Genomic DNA, 16,901 nt, shown 5'->3' on the forward strand with positions numbered 1-16,901 from the left:
AGCGTGAGCGGATGTTTCCCAATTCCTCGCACGCATGCCTGTTGTCATGACCGTCCTGCTGCTGGCGTTGATTGCCAGCGCCATTCCCGCTGCGGCGGCGGATCGCGTCTTTGCGGACAATCCACCCGTCCGATTCTATTGGCGGAAGGCGGAAGGCTGGTTTTGGTATGAACCGATACCGGAACCCACCAAACCGGAACGTCCTCTGCCAGAGCAGCCAGCACGTTCCCCTACTGCCCGCCAAACCACAGCGCCTACGGTTTTCTCGGCAGCTTGGTTCCGGCAGAACTTGCCGAAATACAAGGATTTGGCCTGGGATCACCCGACGCTCACGAATCTGCGCGCGTTCCTGTGGGTACAACGGCTCGCGCTCGACCGTGCCCGGCAATTTGCCGACATGAGCGAACTCGCCACGCTCGGCGACCCATTGCTCGATGCGCTGAGCCAGCGCCCCTATGCGACCTTTGCAGCGCACACGCTCGACCGGCAAGCGGGTACGGCACAGGCTCGTCTGCTCAATGAGTTAGCGCAGCGGGTTGGACTCCTCTTTTTCTTTCATTCGACGTGCCCGGCGTGTGCAACGCAAGCCCCGCTGGTGCGGATGCTGGCAAAGCAGCATCGCTTTTCCCTTATCCCGGTGTCCATCGACGGCCAGGATTTGCCCGGTCATCCGTTTCCCGCTTTCAAACCGGATAGGGGTCAGGCGGCCAAATTGCAGGTGCAGGCGGTACCTGCGTTGTATCTCACTGCGCCTAACGGACAGTTTGCCGCCGTGGGCCAAGGGGCGATGTCGTTGCCAGAAATCCAGCGTCGGCTATTGGTCGTAGCGAAGCGGCAGCAGTGGATTACGGACGCGGCGTTTAACCAAGCGCGGCCGGTGCGGGCGCTGGATCGCCCAATCTCCAATCCTGCTCAGGGCGCAAGCACCCGCCCCAGCTTGAACAATGCCACCGGCTTTATCCCACCGGCGCAGTTGGTGCGGGCCTTCCGCCCATCAGTTATACGGGAGGCCGTCCATTGATGCGGCGCGCGCGATTCTCCAAATGGCAACAGAAGGCGTGTGTCTTGCTGATGACGTACTGCGTGCTCACGCCTGCCTGGGCCGATCTGCAATCTGTCCTGGAACATCAGTTTGACGAGATGGCAAATACCACCCGGCCTGGCGTCTATGAAAGCCAGCGCCGAGGCGTGCTCGCGGGCGGGCAGTTCATCGCCAAAAACCATCTGTTCGACGAAAACTTGATCGGTTTTGTCCCGCCTGCGTGGAAAGCTGGTTGCGGCGGCGTGGATTTGTTCGGCGGTTCTCTGTCCTTTATCAATACCGACCAGATCGTGCAGTTGCTCCGCTCGATTGCCGCGAATGCGAAAGGCTATGCCTTTCAGTTGGCGCTCGATAATGTGTTCCCCGATGGCGCGAAATGGATCGAGAACTTTCAGAAGAAAGTTCAGGCGTTGAATCAATACTTGGGTAACTCCTGTCAGTTGGCGCAGGGCATTGTCAGCGATGTCGCGTCCAGCTTCAACCTGAAACACAGCACCGACGCCTCCTTAAAAGGCACGCTGAGCGGTTTATTCGAGGATTTCTTTGATGCCCGTCAGGAATTGGACGGCCAAAGCCCCTTAGAGAAACTGAAGCAGCATCGGCCTGACCAGTATAAGCAACTCATTGGCAATCTGGTCTGGCAGCAACTCCAGCGTCATCAGGTCAGCCGCTGGTTTCCGAGCGGCGATTCAGCGCTGATGGAAGCGGTGATGTCGATGACCGGTACCATCATCGTCGGCGATTTAGCGAGTAGCGCCGAGGGACTGACCAACGCCTTTGCAGAGTCCGCCCCAGTTACGCCAATTACGATTCTGCCCGGCAACAAAATCACGCTGGCGGACCTGATCGAAGGCGGGCCGGTCGATCTCTACAGCTGCGAGGCCGATCCTGAGCAGTGCTTAACTGCGGGCAAGACAAAGCGCGTCCAACTTAAAGGGCTGAAAACGGTGATTCAACACGCGCTGCTGGGAACCGGCAGCCGTCCAGGGATCATCGCAAAATACGCCTCCAACGCGGGGGCGCTCATCGACACGGAGCGCGCCTTTGTGTCCAATTTGCCCGAAGGCCTAGGCACGCTGCTGCACAGTCTGGCGCTGCTCTCGCCGGAAGGGGCGACCCTATTTGTCACGGAAGCCTCCGGCGCGCTGGCGCTCTCGATGGCCGAGCACTTGACTGAAGAAGTCTTTCGAGCCACGCGCGCGGCACTTGCGAACAGCGACAGTCCCTACCAAAAACAGGCGCTGGACACACTGAACCGCGCTCAAAACACGCTGCGGCGGGAATACACCACGCTCATCCATCGTTACGGCTCGCTGGCGTCTCAAATCGCCCAATACAGCAGCGTGCTCAAAGCGATCCGAAAGCCTGCTTATGTGCCAGATGCGGCAGCGGTTTTCCATGAGGCGGAGTGATTGATGCATTTCACGCTCTATTCCATCGGCGATTCCGCCTTTCTGGAGCAAATCCTGCATGCGGTTGCGATGATCACCGGCACGGGTGATTTCAAACAATTGGTCGGCTGCGGATTGCTGCTGGGCGTGCTGGCCGTGATGGCTCAATCGCTGCTCCAGGGCGCACGCACCCTGCCCTTCCAGCAGGTATTTATGGGTTGGTTGGTGTATGCGTGTCTGTTTGGCCCATCGTGTACGGTGACGATTGAAGACGCTTATACAGGTCAAGTGCGCGTCGTCTCGAATGCACCTATCGGTGTGGGCTTGGCGGGCGGCATTATTTCCAATCTCGGCTATTCGTTGACGCGCCTGTTTGAAACCGCCTATCAGCCGATAGCGCCTGGCATCGCCTCGCACGGTTTCGCAGAGTCCCTGAAGGTCCTGAACGAGATACGCCGCAGCGTGGGGCAGGACATCGGGCTGTTCAATGCGTGGGACAAGGCCATCGGCGGCGGCGAAGACGGCAATGGCGTCAATACGCGCCGCTCGTGGATCACGTATATCCATGAATGCACGCTGAACAAAGTCGATCTGATCAACAGCCGTGAATATACACCGGTCGAAAAGCTGCTGCGCCAGCCGATTCGCGCGGCGCTGCATTTCCCTTCCCGTATCCACGGCACGCACCTGTATCTGTCCAGCGGAAATCCGCAGGGCGAAGATATGGACTGCTCGCAAGCCTGGAACCGTTTGCAGGAAGCCACGCGCTATTTGAATAGCCCGGTTGTCGAAACCTATCTATATAAACAGATCGGCGCAAATCCCTTCCAGAAAATGCGCAACGCGCTGGATGCGGTCAGCCAAACGGGGACATCGGCTATCCAGTATCTGCAAACCGCGTTGTTGGAACCGCTTTATTACGAAGCAGCGGCGGGACGCTATCGGGACTTCCAGGATTTCAGTTCGGCATTGGTGGTTGAACAGGCGATTCAGCAGCGCAATACCCAATGGGCGGCTGAACAATCCACCTTCATGACCATTGTCCGGCCGATGATGACCTTCTTTGAAGGACTGGTCTATGCGATTACGCCTTTGCTGGCCTTCTTAATCGTGATGGGAATGTTCGGCATCCAACTGGCGGGCCGCTACGCACAAATGCTGCTGTGGATTCAGCTCTGGCTGCCGGTGCTCTCGATCATCAACCTGTTTATTCATATGGCCGCGACACGCGCAATGGCAAGTTATACGGCGGCAGGACTGGATTCAATGTATGCGCTCGATCATGCGAGTCAAGTGCTGCAACACTGGATTGCCACCGGCGGAATGCTGGCGGCAGCGACGCCCGTGATTTCGTTGTTCATTGTGACAGGTTCCAGCTATGTGATGACGAGTCTGGCGGGTAAAGTCGTCGGCGCAGAGCATATCGACGAAAACATTCAAACGCCGGATATCGTCAAGCCCGCGCCGTTTTTGGGGATGCAATCACTGTACCGGCAGGACAGCTTTTCGGGGCCGAGCCGGACGGGTGCGGAGCAGACCTTTGGCAGTCTCGATATTGGGGCCGCGGTGAGCAGCGGTTTTCAATCGGCGCAACTGCGCGATCAGCAGGCCAGCGCCGCCTTCTCGCATGTGCTGAGTCGGGCATTTTCAGAGGATGTGAGTCAGACGCAACGCTATGCGCGCATTGAGGCGCTAGATCGGGTATTTGCGTCCCAAAACAGCGAAGACTGGCAGACGGCGAACCAGCACGCAAAGCAGTTTATGGACAAGGCACAGGTGGATGCGGCCCATGCGAGCAAGGTGCGAGGGGCGATTCTTGCACAGATGTCGGGACAAGCAGGTGCAGAAGCCACTGCGCAACTGCTCGCGCCGCTGGCTGGAACGAAGTTAGGCGGTGGAGGTAAATTAAACCTCTCAGGCAAAGCGCAAGGCACAACCGAATCCGCCAAAGAAGACCAGCAAACGATGAGCATGGCGACTGTCACCGACTTTACCAAAAGCGTGCAGTCCAGTCATGCGACTTCCCAACGGATGCAGGACCAACTGGCCCGCGGATATAAAACGCAAAGCGGGCAGCAGTTCGAGCACGCACTTGGAGATGCCTTATCTGAAGACTACCGGCAGGCGGCGGAGCAGAAATACGCTGCGCATCAGAGTTTTCAACAGTGGGCGCAGCGGCAATCGCAATTCGGGCTCTCTCAAAAGGTTGATCTCAAAACGCTGGGCGCGGCGATTGCCAACGACCCGGAGGCAAGCCGTCTGTCCTGGCAAGCGTTTTACCGTTTGTCCCCTAAAGACCGGCAAGCCGTGCTACAGAACGAGCAGTGGTATCAAAGCTACCAGGGCGGAGCCGTCAATCCGGCGGGCGCGCGCAATATTGCGCTGATGAAACAGCTCAGCACGCTTGGCAAGGAAGGAGAAATTGCCGATATTGCGGGGAAAGCCTTGCATCAGGAAAGCCGCCCGACAGGCGTTGCCAACGCCTACAGTGATCTATCAGCGCCCTCAATGGACAGCAGCTTACCGTCTCAAGTCCAACAGGCAACGGCTCCGGCGGCAGGGCTGCAATCGCACATCGACCGGCAAAGCCTGCTCAATAAAGCGCATACAGGCGTCTCGGCAGATGCCAAATCCCTGAGCGCCCAGGCACCACCCGATGAAATCCAGCAGCATGCTCAGGCGGGTCAACAGTCTGTAATTCAACAGGCGCACGCGATGAATCAGGCCGTCTCCAAACCGGAAGAGGATAAAGCCTGGAGCCGACTGATGGCAGCGCCTGAAAATCCCACGCTAAATGTCCGGTCTTGGGGTGCGTTGGACAATATGGCCGACTGGGCTGCGCGTGAATACAACCGGCTATCGGGCGCTGTCGAAGCAGGCCTGGGGGCCAGTTTCGACAGTTTTGATCATTCGATGTCAGAGCTGCACGCGCTGACATCTGAGCAGCGCACGGCAATGTCTGCACAGACCAACGATCAAGGCGCAATGGCAAAAGGCTACGACCAGGCGCAAGCGTGGATGAACACAGGTACGAATCTGGCAAACGGCGCACAAGGATTATCCTTGATGCAGCAGGGAGAATACTATGCTTCTGCCCTTTGGACCGCTTTGAAAGCGGGCCCAGAGCATGCAACGCAATTCTGGCAGCAGTACGGCCAGCAATTCAAAACCACGCAACAGGCGCTGGCTCAAAGCCAGTTTGGCTTATCCGACAAGCAGGCGGCGCTGTACACAGAATCACTGTACTCCAAGCTCTTCGACGGCAATCCAGCTCAGGTCGAAGCGGCGGCCCGTGCGCTGCACAGCGATTATCCAGACAGAAGCGCGGCGGAGGTCAACAAGATGGCAACCGTGCTTCAAAACGCGCCGCGCGCAGGCAAACAGGCGGGCAGCTTCCTGGCGCAAACTAATCTGGGCGGCATCAATCATGCGCGTAGATCGACAGCGGGGGCTTTGAAATAAGCCCGCTTTCTATGCATCATCCACACGAATGAATTTCTTTACCAATTGAAATATAGTAAGGAATCCGATAATCTTTACTTTTTAATGAAAAGTAAAGGTGAGAATATGGCTAGAGTCAGTGCTAAAAGGCAGATTACGTTGCCAATTGAATTGTGCGCAATCGCTGCTATCCAGATCGGAGATGAAGTAGAAACCTATGTGGACCGGCAAGGGGTAATTTCTATCGTCAAAAAAATCCCCGGTGCGGCTAAAGGCCTTTTAAAAGATATCCCCGTCAACAAGCGCCTAACGGATGAAGAATCCCTTCAAAGTGCGCTCAACACATGATTGCCATCGACACGAATGTCCTGCTGCGTTATTTATTACAGGACGACAAACGGCAATCCGCCCAAGCGACCACTCTGCTGAAAGCGGGTCGAAAGGTCCTCATCACCGACGTTGTTCTAGCTGAAAGCGTCTGGACGTTAAAAGGGAAAAAATACCAACTGTCCAAAGAGAAAATCATTGATATCGTCCATGCCCTGTTTTCAGAGCCTGCTATCACATTTGAAGATAATCAGGCTGTATGGTGCGCGCTGAAAGATTACGCCAATGCGAAGCCTATTCGATCAAGCGGAAAAATAAAACAAGCGGATTTCCCCGATGCGCTCATTGTGAATAAAGCAAAACGCTTTGGTCATGTGAAGGGTATCGAAATCGAATCCGTCTATACTTTTGATCAGGCAGCCTTGTGTTTCGACGGGACTGAGGAACTACAATGAGCTATGAAAGGTTCTGAACAGATGCTTCGGTAGCGAGTTGAACGGTGAGTATCGGCTTTGTTATGCTTAGATGAATTCTCCACCAAGGGGCTTTCATGCAAGCGCTCACAATAGGCCAACGTCTCTCTAAATGGTTTTGGATAATGGTTTTGGCCGTTATCGGATTTGGCTTGCTCTCCAATTTCGGGCCGATGGCCTTATTGGTTTGCGGGTTCATTGTACTGATGGCTAAGATTTTCATCTCAGCTGCTCGCAACAATAAGGGCATTCTTCTCCAAGACGAAAGCGGCAAACTGTATCGGGCATTTGCAGTGAGTGACAGTAACGATGACCCTTTTGATGAAAACAGCCCCTTCTACAGCTATAGAGATGATCCGGCACACCCCTTTTCACACTATCATGATGAATAGGCACTCATACTCGGAACGGTAGTCGTCAGCTACTCCATTATTTTCCAGTTTGGTTGTCTTTCCATGCTGTAAATTCAGAAGGGCGCAAGCCGTATCGCGCCAAAACGCCTGCGTGCAGCCGCCGCAACTCCTCAATAACCAATGCCAACACATCATCCCGCTCCGCCTCCGACACATGCTCAGCGACCTTGCGCCGAGCCTGAGCAAGCGCCTCTTCTTCAGGATGTGCCACCATTGCTCGGATAATCTGCCTCAGCAAATCTCTATAGGCCAAGCGCAAAGGGTCTGGCTCTGCCAAATCCTGTTTGATGGCGCGATACTCCTGCGTTGAACGCTCACAGGCCCAGACATACAGATCACGCAGCAATTCGACACGATTTAGCTCATAGACACCCAAGAGCGCGCGGCTGTAAGCTATTTCTGGTACACCTAGGAAAGTCAACGGACACAGGTTGGCGCGAAAGAACGGCAGATTGGCCATTAGCCAACTGGACGAGTGAGCAATAAACCATCATAAGCAAATTGCTTGACTCTGGCGCGATTTATCTCCATGAGTGGCGCAATTATGGCGCGATTCTTGGAATTGCGCCACTCGCTATGCCGCTCAGGAAAATTTACCCGTAGAGAAGTAGCTATCCAGAACTCAGCGGCCTAAATCCTCTTTTGCAGATGTCCTAACGCCAAGCCTGCCAGCACACAGGCGGTGATCAGCACGGCGGGCATGAACATCGGCTCCAGCGGAACCGGCGCAAGTAAGGCCATCCCTAACCCGCTGGTCAGGAATAGAACGCCGCGCACACTGTAATGATGGATCACAGGGCTGACATGACTGAAATTCGTGCGTTTCATGCACCGCATCACCCACCCTTCCCAAAGCGCGGGGAGTCCAGCCAGCAATAAACAAGGCCACCACAGCCTGAGCAGCGCAACTCGGACATACAGTTGGTCAATCAGCTGCATCAGCACATCCAGCCGCTCTTCCACCCACGCAAACCATCCGTCTTCAAGATATTCGAGACCCTTGGAGCGTTGTCTCTCCGCTTCGCTGGGGATCAAAAAATGATGCAAGGCGGAATACGCGCCGGAACGGATCAGACTCGCCTGAAACCAGCCGTGCGCGGTGTGCATTGCTCGGTGCGGTGCATCCGGCCCCAAACGCTGCTCAACCCGCTGTATCTCGTGCACACGTGTCTGCTGAATCCAATCTACAGGGACCAGCAATACCACCACAGCCAGCTCGGTCAAGAGCAGCCACAAGAGCCAGAACCGGCGCGGGCGAATGCTTTTCATCTCGCACTACCCTTGGCAGTTTGCGCGCGCGGCAGCGTCAGCACCGGCACGCGCCCTTTTACCACTGTGCCGCCCGCGAGTTTCGCCAGATACTCAAAATTCGGCAGCAACCCCAGCAGCGGCGCGGGAAACAAATCCGCTTCCTCTTCGACCAGCCGTTCGCCCTGATTGGCGCTCGCGAGCAGCGGTGTTTCTCCCTGCACCGTCTGGCTCTGCGAGCAGGTGATCGTGTTCAGACGTGTTTTCAGCAAGTTGCGCGTCACATACTCTTGCGTGTCCCGGTCCAGCACCCGCATCGCAATCAGATTGTTCACATTACCGAGCACCTGGAAGGCTTTGGATGTGTCGCCCAGACGGGCTGCAAAATCAGAAAGCGTCTGGATCGCGAGCCACAGCCTTAATCCCGCGCCCCGTCCTTTATTGAGCAACTGGATAAAGGGCTCGTTGATGACTTCGGCCGCTTCGTCGATGAACAGATTCACGGGTTGATTGTCCACGCCGTAGTTGTAGCGGTCTCCGGCCACCGCCGCGAGATCGGAGAGCAATAAAGAACCCATCGCGCTGCCGACAATGGGATCGCTCAGGATATTGAGGCCGATATACGCCACCTGGCGGTTATGGAGGATTTTCGCGGTGTCTGTGATCGGTCTGCGGTCTGTCGCATCGTTCGGATTTGGAGACAACAGCGCGCTTAAATCGCCTGAAGTCAGCATATTCATGATCGGCAGCAGGGACGCCACCATTTTCGAGAAATGGGTGCTGTCATGCCGAAACATCGAGAGCAGCCCTTCCAGATTGGGATTCGGATGGTCCGGCTGGATGTGTTTAGTGTACACATCCATCAAGGCCAATGCCTGTTCCCGCGTACTGGATTTGCCTTGCAGTCGGTGAAGCTGAGGCTGCGCTTTTGCTTGCCAATTCGGACACACTCGCGTGCAATAGGCTTGGATGGCCTGTGCCACCAAGCCTTCCGAGCCGCCTTCCAGAAAGCGGCGCAACTGCACCAGATTCGGGCGCTTTTCAATCAATGCCAACCCTTGCGCGATATTGTTCAGCGCCTGCCAGCCAAAGGATTTAAACGGGTCGTAGCCGGTTTCCGAGGGAATCAGGGCGGCTAAGCGGCTGGCGATCTCGGTGACTTGCGAAAAGTGCCGCAGTGGATCCAGCCGCACGCTGTGCTGCGGGAAAGCCAGATGAAAATAGACAAAGCGTTCGGGCTGCCCCAGCGCGTGGCAGACCCGCTCTGCATTATCCTTAAGCGCATGGTCGCCTTTCGGGTCCAGAATGATCACGGCTTCGTCCCGCGCAATCGCTTGGGCGATCAGGAAATCAAACAGGCGGGTTTTACCTGCGCCGGTCGTGCCGAGAATCAGCGTATGCCCTTCCGCATGCGTCAAAGGTTGATATTGCCTGAATTCCCGATGTTCCACGCCGTGGATCCAGCGCTGGCCGATGGCGGCGCGGGCATCGGATCGGGAGAAGCGCTTGTCCGTCGATATGACCTCGCTCTTCAGGAGTTCAAAGACCCGCTGCGCATGTCGCCGTTTCCAGATAAAACCATAGCCGAGCCAGAGGGTATCAGCACATCGGGACTGTTCTTTTTGAAGTTGTGCGAGTGTCACTGTCGTGATGGGACGGCCCCGTAAGCTGCGTCGCAAGCGGCGGATGCGGAGCATCCCTGGCAACCAGCGCAGCGCCATCACCCCGCAGAGTCCCAGCATCCAGTAGAAAGGATGCTTGGGGAGCGCGCTATAGCGTTGGAAAAAAGCGGCAGCGATGGCCGCAAGGCCCCATCCGGCCAGCGCCCACTGTTCGTAGTTGGGTCGGAACGCCGGATCATAGGTTCTGGGGTCAAAGCGCTTCGACATCGGGCAGTGCCTTTAGAATGAGCTGGTCGCCATCGAGCGCAAAGCGCGGGGTATCGAGATTTCGCAGCGTCAGCCTGAGCGTCACCAGGCTGATGCCTGGATACTCGCTGGCCAGGCGATCCAGACAACGGGCGCTGGTTGAGGTCCCACCGTTTTGATGGACGACGGGCGTGACCAGCCAGCGACCTTTGCCCGTTCGCATCATCTCGGCCAATTGTCCGAGCGCCTGTTCGATGACGACCTGGGGCGATGCTCGCATTGGCGCGGGGGCATCCGCCGCAGACGATAGGTAGGGCGAGGCGTTTTCCAGACAGGGTGAGGTATCATCGGGTCTGGATAGTTCGGCCTGGCACTGGGATGACTGCAAAACTTCACCGTCTTCAGCGAGATCAGGGCTGGGCGTGGCTGGGCTTGCTGTCGTTTTCCCTGCGGCGGTTTCCGCGACTGCTGGATGGCTGACTGTGAACAGACGCTCTACCATCGGAGACGGATGCGCCCTCCCCTTCTCAGTTGCTTTTAACAGGGTCAAAACGGCATCGGATAAGGCTTCGGCAAAAACCAGCACCTTTTTCCCCTGCACTGTCCGCACTTTGCGGTCTGGGTACGTCAGATCCGGTTCAATCGCGCCCGCCTCAAACAAAGCAGTCATGACCTCAACGGGTGGGCCGATTCGACGAGCGCCTTCTGGATACAACATCGCCACTCGGCTATCCAGCACATCGATCACTTTACCCAACGGCCAACGGCCTTCCAGCACCGGATCCAGCGCAGCACGCAGCCACTTGGAGGTTGCACCGTATTGTTCGAGTGTTTTGGACAGTGCCTCACGGGCCTCATGAAGAGGGGGGAGTGCGCACGGGCGGCTCCGAGAAGACAGCCGCAAAGGATGGGGGCAAGGCAGCCGGGTCAGCGCAATGCGACGGCTTCACCTTTTCTTGCGCCGGCTGAATCGCCTGACGGTTTTCTTTCGGCTCAGTCTCTACTCTGCACGCTGCGCTCTCCCCAGCCTCAACGACAATCGACCCATCGATGGGCGCGGGGATATCCGACACAAAAATCCATTCCGGCGCTGTCAAACGCAGCATCCAGCGGATGGCGGGAGATTCACGGCATAATGAGGCGGGCAATTGGATCGGCCAGTAACGTCCCTGGACGGTCTTTTGCAAGGTGAAGGGCTGCGCAATGCCGCGCTCGATCAGATAATCGGCCATTCGCTCCGAATCTTGCGGTACGCCCGGCACCTGGTCCAGGCGGATGACCGCCCGCAAGTCAGCAAATCCCTGTTCCCAATCCAGAAACGCGCCTTGCCGCAGATGCCAGACCTTGGCATCCGCCGTATTCACAGACCAGCGGCCAGCGTGCAGCAGACGCCGGATCAGTGCCAAAACATACTGTTCAACGGCGGTTCCTAAACCATTCTGTTTCAAATCCAGCGATACACTGTTCTGATCAGCCTGCTGCACCAGCCGCGCCAGCGGTTGGTCGGGCGTCTGCGCCGTCAGTGTTTCCAAGAGTCGGGCGAGGGGTTCTGGGCCAAAGGCCGCCAGATAATCCGCCGTTTCCTGAGCGAGAATGCGGGGGAGACCCAACAGAGCAAAAGGCTCATGGCGTTTATGTGAGCGATGAGGCCATTGAATGAAGTAGCGCTCAATCTGGTGCTGCACCGTCCAGTCGGCCAAATTCTCCAGATAGGGACTCCATACCTGACGGCCTTCGGAATCGGAAACCGTCACATCAGAAAAAGGTTTGCCAGCGTCATGCAACAGCCCCGCCAGCATGGCCGCCAGCCGCCAACGGGACTCCAATGCCCGTCGCCGATCTGGGGGCGCATCGAGAGAAAACAGAATGGATTCCGAACCTTGCGCCGCACTCAACGCGACTTCCAGACTGTGCCGCCACAAGCCGCCTGCGCCTCGATGGTGATGGTGCGCTGAGGCGGGCAATACATGCACAAAGGCGGCATAGCGGTACAGAATGGGCGAAACCCAGCGGTCAAATTCTCCCGGCGTATAGCCCAGCACGCCCCGAATGTGCTCAATTAGCTCGGACTGGCTCGCCACAACCGCCTCGACGGGTGTAGCGGGCAGCCCCTCTGGGAACGGGGGATAACGCGGAATCGCTAAATATGCGCATACCTCAGGCGGCCGCAATGAAGTAGGCCGCCGACCCATCAGGCACTGCCAGAGCTGCTGTGTGATCCCCTGCTCTCCCATCAATCGATTGTGTGCCACCCAAAAGGCGCTTCCTCGCCTCTATCCGATAGAGAGACTTAAGCGGTTTAAAAAGAAGACGGTACAAAGATCGGTGCGCGGACAACAAACGTGAAACGACCTGTTTTGTGTCGTTTCGCGTTTGTTCTACTCCCCAGAACTCGAATACGCTGAGCCGTATTCAGGGAAGCATCTATGTGCATCCCGCGCATGTAGAACGTTTTTTGAAAGCCCTACATAGGATAAGCATGTGGGAATACTGGAAAAGGGGAGTGACTTGGAACAGAGCCAAATAGTCACGAATATTGACTGGTCAACCTTAACAAGCACTGAGGCCAGCGCTGCACGGCAGCAAATCACCGGCCAGCACCTTGCTAAAGCGGCCAGAGCGTTTGTGGATCAGCTCAAGCGCCTAGCAGAGGAAGAGCTCCAAAGGCTGATGGTGGAAGCGCAAAAGGCGGCGGACGATTTCTGGGCAGAGAATCGCTACCAACGCACGCATGGCCGTCCAGAAGAACAAGGGCGTTTTGGGACTCAAATCCGCTTGAAGCATAACTCGCTACAGGCCACGTGGTATCGGAATCATTTTATAGAACGGAAAGATGGTAGAAAGCAGCCTTATTCCACGCATATCTGCAAAGGCATCCGTACTTTCCACTATCCACTCAGGGCCTTTCGACGGGCAACGGATTGGGAAAAGGTTCTCATCCAGACGATTGAGGCGCGATATACCCTGCTGAGGCAGCGCTCAGCGGCACTGACCCGCTTGCGCGCGGCGATTGCGCAGTACGAAGGCTTACTGGCGGAAGGGTTTGCGAGGTATACAGAGTTTAGTAGGCAACTGAGGTAAGTGTAGGTTGGAAACTGCGCTGAAAAACAGCCCTATTCTTGACAGGTAGCCTAGAGGCTGGAATTTTTAGAAGATGAATGAGAATACTAAAGTGGAACAAGCAAATCGTATTTAAGAAAATCAATCCGATTAGATTGGAAATCTAACAGCATACCTATTTTTAGACTAGAGATCAAAATTTAACATTACTAGTGGTTTTTGTTGACATGAACGGATTTTAGATATATTTTCTTGGAAATCAGTACGTAAAGGATTACAGCGTGCCTAAAAGCGATCTCACCTATAAGCCAAAAGTGGCTGCGCGCCTGCTGGACTTATCGACCAGTCAGCTTAATCGCCTCGCAAATGAAGCTGAGATTGAGGTCAGAACAATCGCGCAAGGAAGTATACAAGTCAGGGCTTATACGCCAAACAACCTGTTCGACATAGCGGCTTATCGGCAACAAAAATCCAAGGGCTCTGTCTCGCAAAAAGTCATTGTCATCTATACCCCCAAAGGAGGGGTTGGAAAGACAACACTTACCTCAAATATGGGGTGTATTTTCGGGTTAATGGGCTTTCAGACGCTACTGATTGATCTAGATTTCCAGAGCAATCTAACACTCGCATTTGGGTATGACAGTGATCTGGATGAAAACGATGCCAAAGAGTCAGGTTTTCCTATTGAAGATATTGTTAAGTACAACTTTGCCAACCTGATTCGGGACGATAGCCAAAAACCGTCTCTAGCGGAGGTCATTAAGAAACCGTTTGGCGAAAATGGTCCTCATCTCATCCCAGCAGATGTGAATCTGGATGAACTCAATTCCTATCTAATGGTACAGCGGATTTCGCAAGCTACAGCACGTAAGCGAAACATCGCAGAATGGGTCAATGCGGCACAACAAAGCAGGGATCCAGACGCCAATATCAGTCAATACCACCTCATTATTTTTGATGCTTCCCCGCAAAAGAGTCTAACTATTGAGGGAGCACTATTAGCTGCCGATTATGTGATTGCACCTGTTTCATTAGACAACTTTTCGAGAAAAGGGCTTTCATTTCTATCCGATATGCTGCATCAGCTACGCGAAGATTATGGGCGTAACCCAGAATTGATATTGGTGCCAAATTTTTACGATAACCGCAGGCCCCGTGTAAGCAAGCAGGTTAGCCTGCTTACACGGGATTATGGAGACAATCTGATTGCTCCAACTATTCGTCAATCAGAAGATTTTCCGAAAACGCTGTCCCATCCTGATCAGAATATCCCTCTTGTACTTGCCAAACCAAAAGCGCAGGCAGTGGAGGACCTATTCATTGTTGCGAAGGCATTACTGGAGCGTACAAAGATGACGAATCATGGCTAAATTACGCAGATCAGAAGAGCGGGAAAAGGACTTGCAGAGGCTAACTGCCTCAGCAGGCATCAATGCACAATCAAAAAATCAACCGATTGATATAAAAATTTCAAGGCCGCCTGCCGCAGAAGGAAGTAAATCCCTCGATGAGGCACTTGCTCATGCGCAGCGATACGACACAGATACATCTTCCATAAACAAAAGTCGTATCCCTATTTCGAAACTGCGTGATTCGCCTTATCAGCCACGCATGACGTATCCAGAGGAAGAAATTCAAGAACTCTCCACATCAATGAACAATGTGGGCCAGCAAGAACCTATTCGAGTTCGTTCTTTAGATGGCAATATCTTTGAACTACTGGATGGTCATCGTAGAAAAAGGGCTGCTAGTTTGGCTGGCTGGGAAGCGCTCGATGCGATTGTTGAAGAAAAGACAGATCGAGATGCTCACATTGCCGTCATGACGAGTGTTGAAACCCGCAAGGGGTTATCAGAATGGGAACGGGCAAAAATGTACAAAGCAGCGCTTGATGGAGGCATTGTGAAAAACCAGTCTGCACTTTCCGAGTTACTTGCTTGTACACGAGCCAGAGTTACTCAAGTGTTAACAGTATACAAACTACCTGAAGACATATTGACTCTTTTCGAGACACATACGAGTCAAGTAACCAAACGTCTTGTATTAACTACAGCTGAACTATTTCAAGAGCACCCTAATGAAGCGATTTTAATTACTTCGGCAGTAAAGCGCGTTCTTGTTGACGATTCGCCAGTAAGCTCTTTAAAGAGCTGGGTAAAACAACAGCTTTCCCGTCAACAACAAAGCATGGCAGCACGACCAGAAGCATCTATGGTAGTAGATGCTTCTGGTCGTGCTGTTTTTAATATAAAAACCCACTCAAATGGAGGTGTAGTAGTGAATACTGGAAAGGGAGTCTCTATTCAGCAGGAACAATTGCAAAATTTGATTGTCTCTGCCTTAAAGGAACATCTATGCAAATTACCCAATACAACATCAAGCTCTATAGACGAAGAAAGTAATTGAGCCAAGTATTTAGAGTGTAAAAGTGTTAACCAGGTTAACAAATTTTGAAATCGCAGAAACTAAATATGAGTAAGTAATTTTCACAACCCAAGAAAAAGCCCGATGCTGGAACAGCGGGCTTTTGAAGTGTTGTTCACAGCAGAAAGCCATAAACAACCATCTGAGTCCTAACAATAGGGCAAAGCTACTGCGGTGTCAACACCTCTTTGGGTTCTTATGACAGAGGTTTTATGACTATCGCTGTTAGTGGCAGTGAGGGTATTGCTTACCTCGCGCCACAGGGACTAAGCTCTCTTATACACAAGAGGAACTTTCCTCAGAACATTGCACTTGCAGTCACCGCTATTACAACCAGTGCTGCAAGCCCTACTCTTTCTTCACTGTCTCGCGCAGCAAAAAGCGTCTTGGCGTTTGTCGTGAGATTGGCCGAACGGGCCGATCCCACACAGCCATCATGGGCCTTTAAGGCAACCATTGCTCAAGAAATTGGAGCAAGTGAATCCACTGTCTATCGTGGACTCAATGAACTGGCTGAAGCGGGTTTAATCGAGCGGCTCAAACAAGAGCGTAAAACACACAATGGGCGACTGTTCGTTTCAAGACTTAAATTGACGAAAAAGGCTTGCGCCTGCCTAGGACTATTCAATACGCGATGCAAGAAACATTACGCGCCTGACTTTTCTAGAAAAGAAAATGCCAAAAGGGAGTTCCAAAAGCCTGCACAGCAGGCAGCGTCCAAACAAGAAGAAGCTACGGTACTAGAAAGCACTACTACTGACACGACACCCCAAACTGCACCTCATGTAGTGTTGTCCCCTATCCTACCTTCAAGTGAGACATTCATCTCTTCTAAAGATTCTGACATCGATACTGCTCTCGAAACAGAGGGCTCAGTGCTCCATCAAGCAGAGAGAAACGAAAGGGATTCGGATCCCCTTACCTCCCCTCAAGAGGCCCACACAGCACCCAACCGCAACACAACCTATACTGAGTCAGTCGAACCTAAAAAGGCCTCCGTAGCAGCAAGCCAAGGCCGAGTTATCCACAGGGTACCGTCTATCAATTTGACAGACGGCATTAATACCCTATCTCCGATAGACCAGAAGCAGTCTATACAGAAACAGCCTGGCCAACCTAGGGATTTTTCAGTCAAAATTGCTAACCGAAGAATCCCCAGCGATTTGACTTGGCTGGTGCAGGATAACTGCCTGTCGGTTACAGGACTTCTACAT

15 protein-coding genes are annotated in these 16,901 nt (G+C 54.0%); 10 read left to right on the top strand and 5 right to left on the bottom strand.

The window, feature by feature from the left end; translation table 11 throughout:
* Positions 1-46: 46 nt before the first annotated feature.
* The 6 genes from traF (at position 47) to CAGGBEG34_RS08335 (ending at position 7,066) form a co-directional block, all read left to right on the top strand.
* On the top strand, positions 47-1,021 hold the full coding sequence (gene traF, locus CAGGBEG34_RS08310; protein ID WP_158641852.1) for a conjugal transfer protein TraF: 975 nt from the start codon (positions 47-49) through the stop codon (positions 1,019-1,021).
* The gene (locus tag CAGGBEG34_RS08315) at positions 1,021-2,454 is read left to right on the top strand and encodes a conjugal transfer protein TraH (RefSeq protein ID WP_050009379.1); all 1,434 of its coding nucleotides are present in this window, start codon (positions 1,021-1,023) and stop codon (positions 2,452-2,454) included. The genes traF and CAGGBEG34_RS08315 overlap by 1 nt, the downstream gene beginning before the upstream one ends.
* A 3-nt stretch (positions 2,455-2,457) precedes the next feature.
* Positions 2,458-5,895 (top strand): conjugal transfer protein TraG N-terminal domain-containing protein, encoded by a 3,438-nt coding sequence (locus tag CAGGBEG34_RS08320; protein ID WP_006683239.1) that lies wholly within the window; start codon positions 2,458-2,460, stop codon positions 5,893-5,895.
* Between the two features lie 45 nt (positions 5,896-5,940).
* Positions 5,941-6,222 (top strand): AbrB/MazE/SpoVT family DNA-binding domain-containing protein, encoded by a 282-nt coding sequence (locus CAGGBEG34_RS08325; protein ID WP_006683240.1) that lies wholly within the window; start codon positions 5,941-5,943, stop codon positions 6,220-6,222.
* Positions 6,219-6,656 (top strand): PIN domain-containing protein, encoded by a 438-nt coding sequence (locus CAGGBEG34_RS08330; RefSeq protein ID WP_006683241.1) that lies wholly within the window; start codon positions 6,219-6,221, stop codon positions 6,654-6,656. The genes CAGGBEG34_RS08325 and CAGGBEG34_RS08330 overlap by 4 nt, the downstream gene beginning before the upstream one ends.
* A gap of 95 nt (positions 6,657-6,751) precedes the next feature.
* Positions 6,752-7,066, top strand: coding sequence for a hypothetical protein (locus CAGGBEG34_RS08335; RefSeq protein ID WP_042688416.1), 315 nt, complete (start codon positions 6,752-6,754; stop codon positions 7,064-7,066).
* A 37-nt stretch (positions 7,067-7,103) separates the two neighbouring features.
* Here the strand turns inward: CAGGBEG34_RS08335 and CAGGBEG34_RS08340 are convergent, their stop codons facing one another.
* The 5 genes from CAGGBEG34_RS08340 to mobH form a co-directional block, all read right to left on the bottom strand.
* A complete protein-coding gene (locus tag CAGGBEG34_RS08340) occupies positions 7,104-7,547 on the bottom strand; it encodes a hypothetical protein (protein ID WP_042688417.1) in 444 nt (147 codons plus the stop codon).
* Between the two features lie 170 nt (positions 7,548-7,717).
* Positions 7,718-8,356 carry an IncC plasmid conjugative DNA transfer DtrJ family protein gene (locus CAGGBEG34_RS08345; RefSeq protein WP_006683242.1) on the bottom strand — a complete coding sequence of 213 codons (639 nt, stop codon included), beginning with the start codon at positions 8,354-8,356 and terminating at the stop codon, positions 7,718-7,720.
* Complete coding sequence (traD, locus tag CAGGBEG34_RS08350) at positions 8,353-10,224, bottom strand: conjugative transfer system coupling protein TraD (RefSeq protein ID WP_006683243.1); 1,872 nt, start codon at positions 10,222-10,224, stop codon at positions 8,353-8,355. Before traD ends, CAGGBEG34_RS08345 begins: the two co-directional genes overlap by 4 nt.
* Positions 10,208-11,107: a hypothetical protein gene (locus CAGGBEG34_RS08355; RefSeq protein WP_158641853.1), complete on the bottom strand. Its 900-nt coding sequence runs from the start codon at positions 11,105-11,107 to the stop codon at positions 10,208-10,210. The genes traD and CAGGBEG34_RS08355 overlap by 17 nt, the downstream gene beginning before the upstream one ends.
* On the bottom strand, positions 11,058-12,455 hold the full coding sequence (gene mobH / locus CAGGBEG34_RS08360; RefSeq protein WP_158641854.1) for a MobH family relaxase: 1,398 nt from the start codon (positions 12,453-12,455) through the stop codon (positions 11,058-11,060). Before mobH ends, CAGGBEG34_RS08355 begins: the two co-directional genes overlap by 50 nt.
* A 256-nt stretch (positions 12,456-12,711) precedes the next feature.
* Between mobH and mobI the strand changes: the two genes are divergently transcribed.
* The 4 genes from mobI to CAGGBEG34_RS08380 all read left to right on the top strand — a co-directional run.
* A complete protein-coding gene (gene mobI, locus CAGGBEG34_RS08365; protein WP_158641855.1) occupies positions 12,712-13,284 on the top strand; it encodes a conjugative transfer protein MobI(A/C) in 573 nt (190 codons plus the stop codon).
* A 260-nt stretch (positions 13,285-13,544) separates the two neighbouring features.
* Positions 13,545-14,633 carry a ParA family protein gene (locus CAGGBEG34_RS08370; protein ID WP_006683245.1) on the top strand — a complete coding sequence of 363 codons (1,089 nt, stop codon included), beginning with the start codon at positions 13,545-13,547 and terminating at the stop codon, positions 14,631-14,633.
* Positions 14,626-15,669: a ParB/RepB/Spo0J family partition protein gene (locus CAGGBEG34_RS08375; RefSeq protein ID WP_006683246.1), complete on the top strand. Its 1,044-nt coding sequence runs from the start codon at positions 14,626-14,628 to the stop codon at positions 15,667-15,669. The genes CAGGBEG34_RS08370 and CAGGBEG34_RS08375 overlap by 8 nt, the downstream gene beginning before the upstream one ends.
* 230 nt (positions 15,670-15,899) lie before the next feature.
* The coding region (locus CAGGBEG34_RS08380; protein ID WP_042688420.1) for a helix-turn-helix domain-containing protein at positions 15,900-16,901 on the top strand (1,002 nt) is incomplete at its 3' end.

Origin of the sequence: Candidatus Glomeribacter gigasporarum BEG34, assembly GCF_000227585.1 — a bacterium.
Taxonomy (GTDB): domain Bacteria; phylum Pseudomonadota; class Gammaproteobacteria; order Burkholderiales; family Burkholderiaceae; genus Glomeribacter; species Glomeribacter gigasporarum_B.